11 protein-coding genes are annotated in these 14236 nt (G+C 37.1%); 7 read left to right on the top strand and 4 right to left on the bottom strand.

Annotated features, from left to right (window positions below; translation table 11 throughout):
- Positions 1-128 precede the first annotated feature (128 nt).
- Complete coding sequence (gene yfkAB, locus J7Q84_RS15190) at positions 129-1256, bottom strand: radical SAM/CxCxxxxC motif protein YfkAB (protein ID WP_209095570.1); 1128 nt, start codon at positions 1254-1256, stop codon at positions 129-131.
- A 176-nt stretch (positions 1257-1432) separates the two neighbouring features.
- Between yfkAB and J7Q84_RS15185 the strand changes: the two genes are divergently transcribed.
- The 5 genes from J7Q84_RS15185 (at position 1433) to rlmD (ending at position 6603) form a co-directional block, all read left to right on the top strand.
- The gene (locus J7Q84_RS15185) at positions 1433-1612 is read left to right on the top strand and encodes an SE1561 family protein (protein ID WP_209095568.1); all 180 of its coding nucleotides are present in this window, start codon (positions 1433-1435) and stop codon (positions 1610-1612) included.
- Positions 1613-1803: 191 nt separating this feature from the next.
- Positions 1804-3336 (top strand): fumarate hydratase, encoded by a 1533-nt coding sequence (locus tag J7Q84_RS15180; protein ID WP_209095566.1) that lies wholly within the window; start codon positions 1804-1806, stop codon positions 3334-3336.
- Between the two features lie 123 nt (positions 3337-3459).
- Complete coding sequence (gene pdaA, locus J7Q84_RS15175; RefSeq protein ID WP_209095564.1) at positions 3460-4248, top strand: delta-lactam-biosynthetic de-N-acetylase; 789 nt, start codon at positions 3460-3462, stop codon at positions 4246-4248.
- Positions 4249-4327: 79 nt separating this feature from the next.
- The gene (locus J7Q84_RS15170) at positions 4328-5194 is read left to right on the top strand and encodes a DNA-3-methyladenine glycosylase family protein (protein ID WP_209095562.1); all 867 of its coding nucleotides are present in this window, start codon (positions 4328-4330) and stop codon (positions 5192-5194) included.
- Positions 5195-5214: 20 nt separating this feature from the next.
- Positions 5215-6603 carry a 23S rRNA (uracil(1939)-C(5))-methyltransferase RlmD gene (rlmD, locus tag J7Q84_RS15165; protein ID WP_209095560.1) on the top strand — a complete coding sequence of 463 codons (1389 nt, stop codon included), beginning with the start codon at positions 5215-5217 and terminating at the stop codon, positions 6601-6603.
- Between the two features lie 226 nt (positions 6604-6829).
- Here rlmD and J7Q84_RS15160 read toward each other — a convergent pair whose 3' ends face one another.
- Positions 6830-7024: a hypothetical protein gene (locus J7Q84_RS15160; RefSeq protein ID WP_209095553.1), complete on the bottom strand. Its 195-nt coding sequence runs from the start codon at positions 7022-7024 to the stop codon at positions 6830-6832.
- 210 nt (positions 7025-7234) lie between these two features.
- Here J7Q84_RS15160 and J7Q84_RS15155 point away from each other — a divergent pair, with 210 nt between their 5' ends.
- Positions 7235-7591 (top strand): TetR/AcrR family transcriptional regulator, encoded by a 357-nt coding sequence (locus J7Q84_RS15155; protein WP_209095552.1) that lies wholly within the window; start codon positions 7235-7237, stop codon positions 7589-7591.
- Between the two features lie 304 nt (positions 7592-7895).
- On the top strand, positions 7896-12068 hold the full coding sequence (locus J7Q84_RS15150; protein ID WP_209095550.1) for a S8 family serine peptidase: 4173 nt from the start codon (positions 7896-7898) through the stop codon (positions 12066-12068).
- Positions 12069-12907: 839 nt separating this feature from the next.
- Here J7Q84_RS15150 and J7Q84_RS15140 read toward each other — a convergent pair.
- Both J7Q84_RS15140 and J7Q84_RS15135 read right to left on the bottom strand, forming a co-directional pair.
- Positions 12908-13177, bottom strand: a complete 270-nt coding sequence (locus J7Q84_RS15140; protein ID WP_209095548.1) for a hypothetical protein — start codon at positions 13175-13177, stop codon at positions 12908-12910.
- Positions 13178-13531: 354 nt separating this feature from the next.
- Positions 13532-14101, bottom strand: coding sequence for a TetR/AcrR family transcriptional regulator (locus J7Q84_RS15135; RefSeq protein ID WP_209095546.1), 570 nt, complete (start codon positions 14099-14101; stop codon positions 13532-13534).
- Between the last annotated feature and the right edge of the window lie 135 nt (positions 14102-14236).

The following is a 14236-nucleotide window of genomic DNA, read 5'->3' as shown; positions in this document are numbered from 1 at the left end:
CGACTAATATTGGTTAGGAGTTATTCAATTAACTGATGCATTAGTTTAATAAGCATTAAAAAGACTGTTTGGTGAAAAACAGTCTTTTTTAGTACGCAAAAATCAACATTTTAGTTTAACAGAGCCTATTATAAAGAAAAGTTAGCACGTTTTTTTGTAAAATCTTCATTTGGATAGTAACTGTTTTTAACAAGAAGATTGGGGCCTAGACACTTTACAGCAGGACAGTGGCAATTTAGCGATTGTGCTGTTTTGGATTTCATCCAAGTTTGATATGCATCAAGTAAACGAGTGTTTTGGATATTGCCTAGAGGAGGAACATCACCGAAATCCGTTACAATAATGCTGCCGTCAAAAATATTAACATTTAAACGGGAACGTCCGTCCGGATCATTTCGTACCGTCACATTTTTAGCTTGGTGAAGCTGTTTTAGTATTGTTAGGTCGTTCTCATCCTCACTGCATGCATAAAACGGGAGTGTACCAAATAACATCCACACGTTTTCATCACGAATAGCAAGAAGATGAGAAATAACGTCCCTGATTTCTTCTTTTGTTAAAATTTCAAGGCTGCTTGCAAAATCGCTTGGATACATTGGATGTATTTCATGACGCTTGCACTTCATTTCATCAACAATTTGGCGGTGAATGCTTTCCATATATGGCAGTGTTCGTTTATTCAGCATTGTTTCTGCAGATACAATCACTCCAGCTTCTGAAAGTGCCTTACTGTTCTCAACCATCCTTTCAAACAATTTCGCACGTTGCTCAAATGATGGTTTTCGTTCCATCATCGCAAAGCCGCCTTCTACAAAGTCTTCAATCGTTCCCCAATTATGTGAAATATGTAATACATCCAGGTAAGGTATAATTTGCTCGTAACGAGCCAATTCTAATGTTAGATTTGAATTTATTTGAGTGCGTACACCGCGCTCATGGGCATATTTTAGAATAGGAATTACATATTGTTCAACCGATTTTTTAGAAAGCATCGGCTCTCCACCTGTGATGCTTAAGGAACGAAGGTGAGGAACCTCTTCTAGGCGCTTTAGTATTAATGGTAGGGGCAGCGCATTTGGATCTTTTGGCTGCAAGGTATATCCTACTGCGCAATGTTCACAGCGCATATTACATAGAGTGGTGGTTGTGAATTCAATGTTAGTGAGCAATAGCTGGCCATACTCTTCATAATCGAGATATGCTTCCCACGGATCATGGGAAGGAGTAATAGACCGCATCGTTTGTGATAAATTCATATAAGTTACTCCTTTAATATAGAGAAATTGTCCATCCCCTATCATAGAAGAACAAGTGAATTAAATAAACTATTTTGCTGTAAATTTTATCTCAATGTCATTAAATATCCGGACAGCGACTGTTTTTTTCTATATAATTAATGGAAACGACTTGCTAGAAAAAGGAGAGAATAACTGTGGGAAATGCTACTTATGATAAAGACTCACAACTAGTATATTTGAAAGAACGTTTAAATATGTTTGCTGAGGTCATTGATACAATGGAGCCTGAACAGGTTGAGCTAGAAGATATAGATCGTTTATTAAGCATGTTGGACGAATTAGAATTGAAATGTGAACAATTCAAAAAAAATTAACAAGAGGCTGTTAGAGCATTTTTGCTCAACAGCTTTTTATTTTTAACCATTTACGATCTATATAAAATAAAAAGCGCAGTTTTAGCAGCATCTTTAAATAGAAGTTCTATACAAAAAGGGGTATAATTTTATTGTCAAAAAATTTTCGTCAATTTTTTTGGTAGCGTTCACAGTAAGAGGGGGATAATGTGATGGAAAAGCTGCAAGAAAGTCTATATAAACTAATCGTCGAAACATCCACAAACTTACCGAAGGATGTTCGCCGTGCAATTCAACGAGCGAAAGAAATGGAAAACGCAGGTACTCGTTCCGCGATGGCACTTGATACAATTTCAAACAATATTAAAATGGCAGATGAAAACATTTCACCGATTTGCCAAGACACAGGAATGCCGACATTTAAAATTAAAACGCCTGTTGGAGTGAACCAACTTAAAATTAAAGAAGCAATTTATAACGCAATTGAACAAGCAACAAAAGACGCGAAGCTTCGTCCAAATTCTGTAGACTCCATCTTTGGTCATAATAGTGGCAATAATTTAGGAGCAGGAACACCTGTTATTAAGTTTGAACAATGGGAAAATGATTATATTGATGCTCGTTTAATTTTAAAAGGCGGCGGCTGTGAAAACAAAAATATTCAATATAGCTTGCCTTGTGAATTAGAGGGGATTGGCCGTGCGGGACGTGACTTAGATGGCATTCGTAAGTGCATTATGCATTCTGTATATCAGGCACAAGGACAAGGCTGCAGTGCAGGGGTAATTGGAGTAGGTATCGGCGGAGACCGTACATCGGGTTATGAATTGGCAAAAGATCAATTATTCCGTTCATTGGATGATACAAATCAAATTCCTGAATTAGCAAAACTGGAAGAATACGTAATGGAAAATGCTAATAAGCTTGGCATTGGTACAATGGGATTCGGCGGAGAAACGACTCTTCTTGGATGTAAAATTGGAGTATATAATCGTCTTCCTGCAAGCTTCTTTGTGTCTGTTGCGTATAACTGCTGGGCATACCGCCGCTTAGGGATTACAATGGATGCTGATACAGGTGCAATCATTGATTGGTTATATCAAGAGGGCGAAGCAGGCATGAAACATGAAGAATCAACAGACGATGCAACACACACAGCACAACGTGAGATTGTTCTTCAAGCACCTATTACAGAAGAACAAATTCGTGAACTGCGTGTAGGAGACGTTGTAATCATCAAAGGTATGATGTATACAGGCCGTGACGCCATTCATAAATATTTATCTGACCATGACTGTCCAGTAGACTTAAACGGTCAAATTATTTATCATTGTGGTCCAGTTGTTATGAAAGAAAGTGATAACACGTATACAATTAAAGCAGCGGGTCCAACAACAAGTATTCGTGAGGAGCCTTATCAAGGTGATATTATGAAGAAGTTCGGTATTCGTGCAGTTATGGGGAAAGGCGGCATGGGAGCGAAGACGCTGGCTGCATTAAAAGAGCATGGCGGTGTATACTTAAATGCTATTGGCGGAGCTGCTCAATATTATGCAGAGTGTATTAAAGAAGTAACAGACGTGAACTTTTTGGAATTTGGCATTCCGGAAGCGATGTGGCATTTGCGAGTAGAAGGGTTTAAAGCAGTTGTGACCATGGATTCTCATGGGAATAGTTTACATGCAGAAGTAGATAAATCCTCTCTTGAGAAGCTTGCTCAATTTAAAGAGCCCGTATTTAAATAATATATAGAATAGCATCCAATATGGGTGCTGTTTTTTATTTATTGGAAAACAATGCTCAGGATGAAACGAATAAGAAGAACAAACAATACAGATACAGAACTTCATTGGAAAGGAGTTGAATAAATGAAACGCAAGCTAGCTGTTTTTTTATTGATACTGTTAATGGCATGTAGTGCAAAAGCATATGCTTATTCCAATTCCGCAATCCATTGGGGGATTCCAAAAGCAAAGGATGAAATCCCGCCAGACGCCGGAGAGAAATTTACTTCAACGGTTACAAAATACGATTCCTTTTTTTTAGGGAACGTTAAACATAAAGATATTTATTTAACGTTTGATAATGGATATGAAAATGGATTTACACCCAAAATTTTAGATGTATTAAAAGAAAAAAAGGTGCCGGCAACATTTTTCGTTACTGGACAATTTATGAAAGAGCATCCTAAGCTGGTCAAACGGATGGTAAAAGAAGGGCATATTATTGGAAATCATTCTTGGCATCATCCTGACTTAACACAAGTAAGTGAAGTCCGTTTCAGAAAAGAATTGGAACTAATTGAAGAAGAGTATGAGCAGCTTACTGGAAAAAAAGACCTAAAATATTTACGTCCTCCACAAGGGATTTTCAGCGAACGTACTTTGGCTATATCAAGAGAAATGGGGTATTACAATGTTTTTTGGTCTTTGGCATTTGTAGACTGGAAAGTTGATCAGCAGCGCGGTTGGCAATATGCACATGACAACGTAATGAAGCAAATTCATCCAGGTGCTATCATTCTTCTGCATAGTATTTCAAGTGATAATGCTGGTGCATTGGATAAAATCATTGATGACTTGCGCAAACGAGGCTATCATTTCAAAAGTTTAGACGACCTGATTCATGATAAATTTGGACCCAAAGTTCGTTATTAATGGCCGTAAGTACACAACTTACGGCTTCTTTCTCGTCTTATGATATAATAAGGCCAAATGTCTAAAAAGGGTGAGAATGATGTGGAGCAAAACGGTAACGTTACATATACCGTATAACTTTGAACAAGTTATTCAACGCTGGGCGTTAGACCCTTTAAATAGTGTGAATATGATACAAAAAACAGTAAGGGTTCCGCTTCTTATAAATAATCAGCAAGTGGTGGTGAGTGTCCAGGGAAAGGGGACATTTGAACAACCGCTATTTGTTCTTTCAAGTTATCAGGAAATAGACGAGGAAGCAGTACTAAATCGTATATATGACATTTTTGGCTGGAATGTATCTATGGGAGAAATATATGAGCATTTTCTGCAAACTTCCCTATGTCCTTTATTTGAACGCTTTGCGTATACGCCGCTGGTCTTAGAGTTTGATTATTTTGCTTGTCTGGTGCGCTGTATTGTACACCAACAGTTGAATCTAAAATTTGCATATACGTTGACCGAACGCTTTGTTCAAGCATATGGAACACAACAAGATGGTGTGTGGTTTTATCCAAGACCAGAGCGTGTAGCACAAATTCCGCTTGAGGAACTGCGAAGCCTTCAGTTTAGTCAGCGAAAAGCGGAGTATATGATAGATCTTGCTAAGGCTATTACTGAAGAAAAAATAAGCCTTGAAAGTATGAAGAGCTTGTCTGATGACGAAATTATGAAAGAATTAATTCAATTGCGCGGAATAGGACCTTGGACTATACAAAACTTTTTGATGTTTGGATTGGGACGGAAAAATATGTTCCCAAAAGCAGATATCGGCTTGCAAAATGCAGTGAAGATGTTTTTTGGACTGGATGAAAAGCCGGATGATACTTATTTAGAAAACTTCAAGAAAGAGCTAAACCCTTATTGCAGTTATGCTTCTCTTTATTTATGGAGAAGTATTGAGTAAGAAATGATGGAGTTGTGAATATGAAACCAAAGCAAAATGAAAGTAAATTAGAACTAGGACAAACATTTCCTGTGACTATAAAAAGATTAGGTATTAATGGAGAAGGAGTTGGCTATTTCAAGCGTCAAGTCGTCTTTATTCCCGGAGCTTTGCCCGGTGAAGAAGTGGTTGCAGAAGCAACGAAAATCCAAAAAGGATATGCAGAAGGAAAAGTGAAAAAAATTAGAAAATCATCGCCTGCCCGTGTTACGCCTTCTTGCCCGGTGTATGAAGACTGCGGTGGCTGCCAGCTTCAACATCTTGAATACAGCGCACAGCTAGAACAAAAACGGGATATTGTTATGCAAGCCTTTGAAAAGCATACAAAGTTTCCTGTTGAGAAGTTAAATATTCGCTCGACAATCGGAATGGAAGAGCCGTGGCACTATCGAAATAAAAGCCAGCTTCAAGTAGGGAAAGATAGACAAAAGGTTATAGCTGGACTATACGCATTAAATTCTCATCAGCTAGTTGATATTTCTGAATGTAAAATTCAGCATACAGCGACAAACGAGGTTACACAAAAAGTAAAACGTATTTTAGAACGGCTTGATATTCCTATTTACAACGAGCGAAAACGAACAGGAACAGTCCGTACGATTGTAACGCGCATTGCCGTCCAAACAGGAGAAATTCAATTAGTGCTGGTTACAGCTAAAAAAGAATTCCCCCGCAAGGAGCAGTTTGTGAAACAAGTCCACACTGTATTGCCTCAAGTAAAGTCTATCATGCAAAACGTAAATGGAGAAAAAACATCCCTCATTTTCGGTGATGAGACATTCCATCTTGCGGGCAAAGAAGTTATCCAAGAAATACTGGGCGAATTAACCTTTGAATTATCGGCACGTGCGTTTTTTCAGCTGAATCCAACACAAACCGTTAAATTGTATGATGAGGTTAAACAAGCAGCAGCACTTACAGGAAAAGAGAAAATTGTCGATGCTTATTGCGGTGTCGGTACAATCGGACTATGGCTTGCGCCCGATGCTGCAGAAATACGAGGCATGGATATCATTAACGAATCTATAGAAGATGCTAAAAAGAATGCGAAAAAACACGGTTTCGAAAACACTTTATACGTAACTGGAAAAGCAGAACAATGGCTTCCAAAATGGGTAAAAGAAGGCTGGAAGCCAGATGTAATTGTAGTCGACCCGCCTCGTACGGGCTGCGATGATAAACTGTTGCAAACGATTTTGCAGGTGAAGCCGAAGAAGGTCGTGTACGTGTCTTGCAACCCTTCTACGTTGGCTAAGGATATAGCGAAGTTGTCCAATCAATATGAGGTGGAATATGTACAACCGGTGGATATGTTTCCGCATACTGCGCATGTGGAGTGCTGTTCACTACTTGTATGGAAAGAGAAATAAGAGATGCAACAGTGAGTTTAAAGAGCCTTCCTCTTGGGGGGCTCTTTAGTATTTGTATAAGTATAATTATAAAGATATTCATAAAGAAACGGTTCTTATTCACCTAACTGGCAGTGTAGTTCAATAAGGATTTAAAAAATAAAAAGCCCAAAAAAGTGTCATTTAGAAAATTTCAATTTCTAAATGATACTTTTTTTGCTTTCCTTTTAAACATGTTAAACATCTTTTATTTCAGTTTTTTCCGTTTTAAGAAAAATGCAAGTATTAGTGAAATAACTGCAATACCCACTTTTACCCAAAATGCATCATTCATACCAGACATAGTTACTTCCAATGCAATATGCTGTTGAATTTTAGCTGTAGGTACTGTAGTTAGATTTGCAATTATATCTTTTGCATGAGTCGTCGCACGGTTTGACATGACTGATACAAGTAGACTTGTACCGATTGCCCCAGCTAGTGCTGTTCCAGGTGCAGTTTGTTTTACAGTTAACGTATTTAATCCGAATGAGGTTAAGTAAGTCTATAACCAACAATTTGATATAAAATGTGTGAAATTAGACAAAATCATAAAAAATGTATGAAAAGTATATTTAGTCGAAGGGAATTAGTTACTAAAGGATGTGAAAAGATGGAAAGACGAAGTATGAAAACAAAAAAGATTATAGAGGCATTAATTAACATTGCTGTTATTAAGGGTATTGAGAATATAACTATTAAGGATATCATAGTTGAAGCAGATATTAATCGAGCGACTTTTTATTATCATTATACGGATAAAGTATTTTTACTCACGGAAATAGTTGACGAAACGTTATCAGGACTTGTAAATGACATTGAGATTCCAAATCAAATTCATACTTTTTCAGATGTTATCTATCCACCTATATTGACATTATTCAATCGTGTAGAGAAACACCGATTAGTGTATAAAATTTTACTAAGTAAAAATGGTTTACCCGATATACGTTGGAAAATGATAGAATGATCGAGAAAAAAGTTGTTCGCTTCTCTTGTCTTCACGAAGAAATTCTGCGCGCTTTCATTCACCGGATTGTTGCGTTTTCAGTCCGTCATGTGTATTAATTTAATTCTTAAATATTCAGAAGATTTAATATTTTTGTCGATTTTTGTAATACGAATCTAGAACAACTTACGTATTATTGATGGTAATATTAGATTGTAATTTAAGAGTGAAAATTGTTGTTTTTTAGATTATTCAGTTTTTTTATGTTTCTTACGATCAGTTTATTAATCTTCAAGCAGAAAAACACAAAAAAGGAGAAAGAAAAATGAGAAAAAAAGCTAGTCATCAAAGAATGGGTAAAAGTTTAGCTGTATTTGCTCTTTCATCTAGTTTTGTTTTTGCTTCTCTGGGGCAAGTTGCACCTGTCTCAACAGTAAAAGCAGTCAGCATGCCGAAAGCTGAGGAATTGCTTGCAAATCTCTCAACCGAACAAAGAGATGCCTTAAAACAGTTAGCAATGAACGAAACAACAGGACTTCATATTTCTTCTGACATTGATCAATCTTCGTCAGATGTAACGAGTGTCATTGTCGAGTTTGTTAACAAACCTGCAAAAGTAGCTCAGCTTGTAGCTGCTGAAAAAGGTTTGCAACTATCTGATGATAAGGCGAAGAAATTAGTTGAGCAAGACCATGCTAATTTTAAAAATGAAGTTGGACAAGTCCTAACAACTAACACGAATGAAAAAGCAGATTACAAAATTCTTCGTTCATATAAACATGCCTTTAACGGCGTTTCAATGAGCTTACCAGCAAATCAAATCAAACATTTATTAAACTCAAAAACGGTTAAAGCAGTTTGGAGTAATGAAAGCGTTTCCGTAGAACCGCCAGTAGCGGATGATGCTCAGCTAAAAGCCGATGAAGCGAAAGTTGGAAATTATACACCTTATGATGGGTTGGATCGTCTACATAGTGAAGGTTTCACAGGTAAAGGGATTAAAGTAGGCATTTTGGATACCGGGATGGATTATCACCACCCAGATTTAAAAGACGCCTATAAAGGTGGATACGACTTCGTCGATGATGATAATGATCCAATGGAAACGACTTATGCGGATTGGGTGAAAGCAGGTAAACCAGGAAAAGCAAATGGTGCTGATTACTATACAGAGCATGGTACCCATGTTGCAGGGATAATCGGTGGTCGTGGCACGGCAAAAAGTGAATATAAAATACTTGGTGCCGCTCCTGAAGCAGATTTATATGCGTATCGTGTACTAGGTCCTGGAGGAAGGGGCTCTTCTGAAGATATTATTGCAGCAGTCGATCGAGCAGTTGAAGATGGTATGGATGTCATCAATATGTCGTTAGGTGCAACCATAAATAATCCACTGTATCCAACGTCAATTGCTGTCAATAATGCGGTGTTAAATGGCGTAACAGCAGTTGTTTCTGCTGGTAATAGTGGAAATCAAATGTTTACTTTAGGCTCACCTGGTACAGCTGGATTAGCACTAACAGTCGGTGCATCATCTATTTCACTCGATATCTATCAATATAGTGGAGTAAACAACAATAAGGATTACACGCTGAGACAATTAGCGAGAAATTATACGGATGATCTGACGACATTAAAAGGACAGACAGTGGAGTTAGTGAATGTTGGGTTAGGTAACACAACGGATTTCGTTGGGAAGAATGTGAAGGGAAAAGTCGCCTTTATCCAACGTGGTTCCATTGGTTTAATTGATAAAATCAAAAATGCGAAAGCAAACGGAGCGATTGGTGTTATCATGGCCAATAATGCAGAAAATCAACATGAGGGTGCGATTCAATCGTTTATCGGTGAAGCTGTTGATGCTGTTGCTTCGTTCTCGGTTTCTTATGATGAAGGCATGGCCATTTCAGAAGCTATTAAAGCGGGACAAAATCAATTTACATTCGGCGACTTTTCAAAGATTACAACAGGTGGAGATGAATTAGCAGGCTTTAGTTCAAGAGGTCCTTCAAGAGTCAGTTATGAGATTAAGCCGGAAGTGGTAGCACCTGGTGTATCTATTATGTCAAGTGTTCCATTTTATGTAAATGATCAATCGGTGGCTGGAACCGATGAGAAAGATTATCTATATGCGTATCAACGTATGTCTGGTACTTCGATGGCTGCACCGTATGTAGCGGGTGTATCGGCTTTATTACTACAATCAAACAAAGATTTACAACCAGAAGATATTAAAGCAATTCTCATGAATACGGCGGATCCGTTATCTAAGAAATACAGCGTATACGAAGTTGGAAGTGGACGAGTGGATGCGTATGAAGCTATTCATTCAAATGTTCAACTAGAAGTAAAAGAGAGTACAAAGACGTTGGTCAATGGTGAAGAAAGAGCGATTACGGAATCAACTGGTGCAATGAACTTTGGTTCTTATGCATTTGATGGCAAAGATATTATCGATGTACGTCAAGTGAAATTAACAAACCGAAGTGAAAAAGCTAAAACATTTGATGTGGATGTGACATTCCAAGAAGGGCTGAGAGGCTCGAAAGATGCGAAAGCGAACAATGTTGCATTAAAAGGACCATCTTTCGTCCAATTAAACAAAAATGGCCAACAAGCAGTTAATTTCCAATTAAGTATCCCGAAAACAGCTGAAAATGGCACATACGAAGGATACGTCACGTTTACAAATCAAGACGATCCAACCGAACAATATCAAATTCCTTTTGGGGGACGAGTAGTTACGGAAGGTATCGAGTCATTTAGAGTAGAAAATCCATTATTTTCGACTAGGACGACTAAGCCATCTGTACAGTATGCATATCCTTACCAAGATGCAGCGTTCACTCTCAAAACATATATGAAATATATCGACGTGGTGTTACATGATCCAACGACAGGCGAAGATATTGGATATATAGGTTACATTCCAAGCTATTTAGTGAACGAAGGTGTCGAATTCCATTTAGCTCAAGCCTTTAGCGGTATGTATTATCCGTTTACTGGAGACAAGAATAAACCTGTTAGTTCTATTCCAACCGTTGTGAAGCCAGGACATTATCAGTTAAAACTAGTCACAACGAGTGAGAGTGGACATACGTTTACAAAAACACAAGATATTGTCCATGATATTGCACCACCAATTGTTACATCAAGTTTTGATTCATTAGATCAGAAAGTAATTGAATATGATGCTAGCCAGCTCGATTCTAAAGGCCAATTTTTATATGACTTTAATATTAATGTACATGATCCAGAAGTAGAGGAAGCAAAATCTTATGGAATACCAGTAGATCAGTCTCATAATTCGGTTGTTTCTTTCTATAATTCTCCGTTTGGTTCTTTCCCAATGCCTACGAATCAAAATGGTGATTATACAGATAAAATATTAGTAGATAGTAAAATTAAATTTTTACCTGTTAGTTTTTATGGAAGAGATGCAGCAGCAAATGGTACGATACCGATATCAGTTATCTTTGCAAAGAATACAGACCCATACTATTATTTAAAGGCATCGACAGATAAATTTAAAACAGGCGAATCGATCAATTACACGGTTCGTTCAAACAATATTAAAAACTTAAAAACAACGAAATTGACGATGAATGCATACAATGACCATGGCATCATTGAAAATGTAAAAGTAAACGATGCAGTGAAACAATATGGTGATGCAACAGTAACGGTGACGACAGCACCATCGTCCTCAAATCAAACAACGTATACGATGACATTCACGTATAATGGAACAGCTCCATTACCGGAAGATCTATCATTATTTACGTTTGATGTTAAAGCAATATCAAAAACAGGTTGGGGTTCATTACCAGTGGGCTCGTATTCCACAACAACTGTCGATCAAAACAATGTGGAAACGAAAAATGTTTATACATTTATGGAACGAAACTTTGAATATCAACTAGCGTATTCAAATTTAATTAGCTCCTTAAAATTAGAAGGAACGATCAATCCTGCAACGAACACACTAAATTCGACGATTGATCAACGAAATATCAATGCAAAAATAACTGCAACATCTCGTGATGGAAAGACAACTGTAGAAGGTGCTATCACATCAAAAACAGGTGCTTATACGATTGCTGGGTTACCGGTTGATCGTGACGATTACAACGTAACAGTGGATGTACCAGGGCATTTTACAACAACGACAAAAGTTGATGTAACAGATAACATTCGTGGTGAATTATATGGAAAAGTTTATACCTATAACCTATTCCCGACTGCTGCTGCTGGAGACACGAACAAAGATAATGTAATTGATATTCTCGATGCAATAGCTGTACAAGCCGCTTGGGGTAAGAAAGATCAAACAGCGACAGATTTCAACTTCGACGGGGTTGTTGATGCAAAAGATTTTAATTATATTGTCAAAAACTTTGGTTTACAAAATCAAACAGTGGCAAATCCACCAAAAGCGATCACAAAGTACAAAGCTAAAACGCTTGCAGATATTCAGAAAGAACTAGGCATCCAATAAAAACGATTTAGTTAAAGTGAAAACCCCATTCATAACTTGTTGAATGGGGTTTTACATTTTTAACAAAAGAGCCATATTTAATAATGTTTCGAACTCATCAGCTATTTTGTCAAGTGAATACTTGCTCGTTGTTTTTATTGAAACATTTTGTTCATTTAGGGCTCATTGTTAATTTAGGCTTACCGATCTTGTACAACTCAAAAAAAATGATAATGCTGTCTCTAATGACAGAATCAGTTTTTATATTAATGATATAAAAAGGACGGTAAAAAGAAATATAAGGATAGTAAATACGCTTTTATATAAATCTCAAATTACCTGTAGCAATTACAGAATCTCCAATAAAAATAAATGATCAATCGTCAGGAAAGATAAAAAAAGAAATTGAAAATGAATCACAAAAAGATAAATTGGATCCGATTGGTTTAGGTCTTTTTGCAAGATCATTTAAATACCCAGAATGGAAAACATAGAAGATGATTGAGTTAGCGCATTTCAACAATCAAAAATTAAGGCAAAGGTGAAAGTTATTTTGGTCGATAAAGGGGCAACGATGTAAGTAATAGGATAGTCAGAAACGACACGCGAATGAAGCGAGTCGTTTTTTTTGATGTGTGCCCAGCATGTGCATAATCTATAGGATGCAAGTCCCGAGCCACGAAGGCAGTAGTAGTGGTTAGCTTAAGGCAAGGGTGTCCGTGGTGACACGGGTACGTCCTTTATCACTAAGTTTATAATACTTCCTTGACGGTCCTTCACTGGATTCTTGCTGCTTGCTATTTTATTGCTAGAGCATTTAAAGAAACTATTTTATTAGCGGCTAATTTAGCTTAGTATGCTTACCATTGTGGGTAGTAAGGGTAAGGATAGGGATACGCATATGGATATTGATATGGGTAAGCAGGAACTGGATATGGACCAGGTGAAGCAGTTGCACCAATTACTAAGCCTGTTGCTGCACCTGCTGCAAACCCAGGATGATAGGGAGGATAATGTCCATAATAGCCACCGCCATGTCCCCAGGTTGCATGCCCTCCATTATGCCCCCAGCTCGCATGTCCGCCACCACCGTGTGCGGGTCTGTTGTTTATAAATTCATTAAGAGTCATCTTTCTCACCTTTCTTTCATGCACTGTTTCTTCAGCATATGTTTAGATGAGTGCAAATGACCTTATTAAGTGTAACCTTTTAGATTTTTTGATTATTGTTACAGACAAATGCTTTATTATTTTTAGCTGCAGACAAAGAGTTGTTCTAAATTTATCCTCATATAGCGGTGTGTCTTTTTTCTGAAAAGAAATGCTTCATCGTTTAATTGCACAAAGAGTAGGAAGCAATAAGGATATATGATAAATTATCCAATTCTTTAAATATCGTTGGTTAATTAACAGTCGCCCCATGTAGAATGTGTATAAAGCTGGTGAGACGAAGACAGGTCTAAGAATAGAAATAGAAGGGTCACCTTATTTTTCTTTATATCCTCCTGAAGTTAATACATGGGTTATTTGATTGGCCATATCACTAGGGTTATTTGATAAATCATTTTTTACCCATTCTACTATAAGTGAGACTAGTGCTGCTGATATGTAGTTTGTTAGAAGTTCCTTATTCACAGTTATTTCAATCTTATTATTCTGTAACAACGTTATATTATCTCCTAATGATTCTTTTAATTCTTTTACCATTTTTGCAGGAAAGTCTGGTAATCCCTTCTCGCTTAGGACAATTTTATATATATCACGATGCTTTTTTACGTGTTCAAATACAGCTAGTATAGGAGGATAGACGATGTCACTAAATGAGTTGACTTCATTTGGCATGAGAATCTCTTGTCCTAACCCCTCTAGCATTTCATGTAGGATGCTTTCTATTAAGTCCAATTTATCCTTATAATGATAATAAAAGGTGGCTCGGTTAATATTGGCTTCATCAATAATATCTTGAACTGTTACTGCGTCTATCCCTTTTTGTGAGGATACTGTAAATAATGCATCCTTAATTAGTTTTCTGGTTTTTGATATGCGGCGATCCATACTTACCCTTCCTTGTCTCATGTTATGATAAAGAAATTATTAGAGTTGTTCTTGTATATTGTGTGATAAGGCTTACTAAATAATGTAATCATTCCTTACTATACTCAAACATATGATTATCGATATGTAAAAATT

This window comes from Bacillus sp. 165 (assembly GCF_017742235.1).
GTDB lineage: Bacteria > Bacillota > Bacilli > Bacillales > Bacillaceae_G > JAGHKQ01.
Note: the sequence above shows the minus strand (reverse complement) of the source record. Positions and strands in the feature narration are given on the sequence as shown.

What these genes read in the sequence shown, in the direction of transcription:
- rlmD (WP_209095560.1), top strand. Translation starts at nt 5,215, where the DNA reads ATGAAACCAAAGCAAAATGAAAGTAAATTAGAACTAGGACAAACATTT.
- pdaA (WP_209095564.1), top strand. Translation starts at nt 3,460, where the DNA reads ATGAAACGCAAGCTAGCTGTTTTTTTATTGATACTGTTAATGGCATGT.
- J7Q84_RS15170 (WP_209095562.1), top strand. Translation starts at nt 4,328, where the DNA reads ATGTGGAGCAAAACGGTAACGTTACATATACCGTATAACTTTGAACAA.
- yfkAB (WP_209095570.1), bottom strand. Translation starts at nt 1,256, where the DNA reads ATGAATTTATCACAAACGATGCGGTCTATTACTCCTTCCCATGATCCG.
- J7Q84_RS15140 (WP_209095548.1), bottom strand. Translation starts at nt 13,177, where the DNA reads ATGACTCTTAATGAATTTATAAACAACAGACCCGCACACGGTGGTGGC.
- J7Q84_RS15135 (WP_209095546.1), bottom strand. Translation starts at nt 14,101, where the DNA reads ATGGATCGCCGCATATCAAAAACCAGAAAACTAATTAAGGATGCATTA.
- J7Q84_RS15155 (WP_209095552.1), top strand. Translation starts at nt 7,235, where the DNA reads ATGGAAAGACGAAGTATGAAAACAAAAAAGATTATAGAGGCATTAATT.
- J7Q84_RS15150 (WP_209095550.1), top strand. Translation starts at nt 7,896, where the DNA reads ATGAGAAAAAAAGCTAGTCATCAAAGAATGGGTAAAAGTTTAGCTGTA.
- J7Q84_RS15180 (WP_209095566.1), top strand. Translation starts at nt 1,804, where the DNA reads ATGGAAAAGCTGCAAGAAAGTCTATATAAACTAATCGTCGAAACATCC.
- J7Q84_RS15160 (WP_209095553.1), bottom strand. Translation starts at nt 7,024, where the DNA reads ATGTCAAACCGTGCGACGACTCATGCAAAAGATATAATTGCAAATCTA.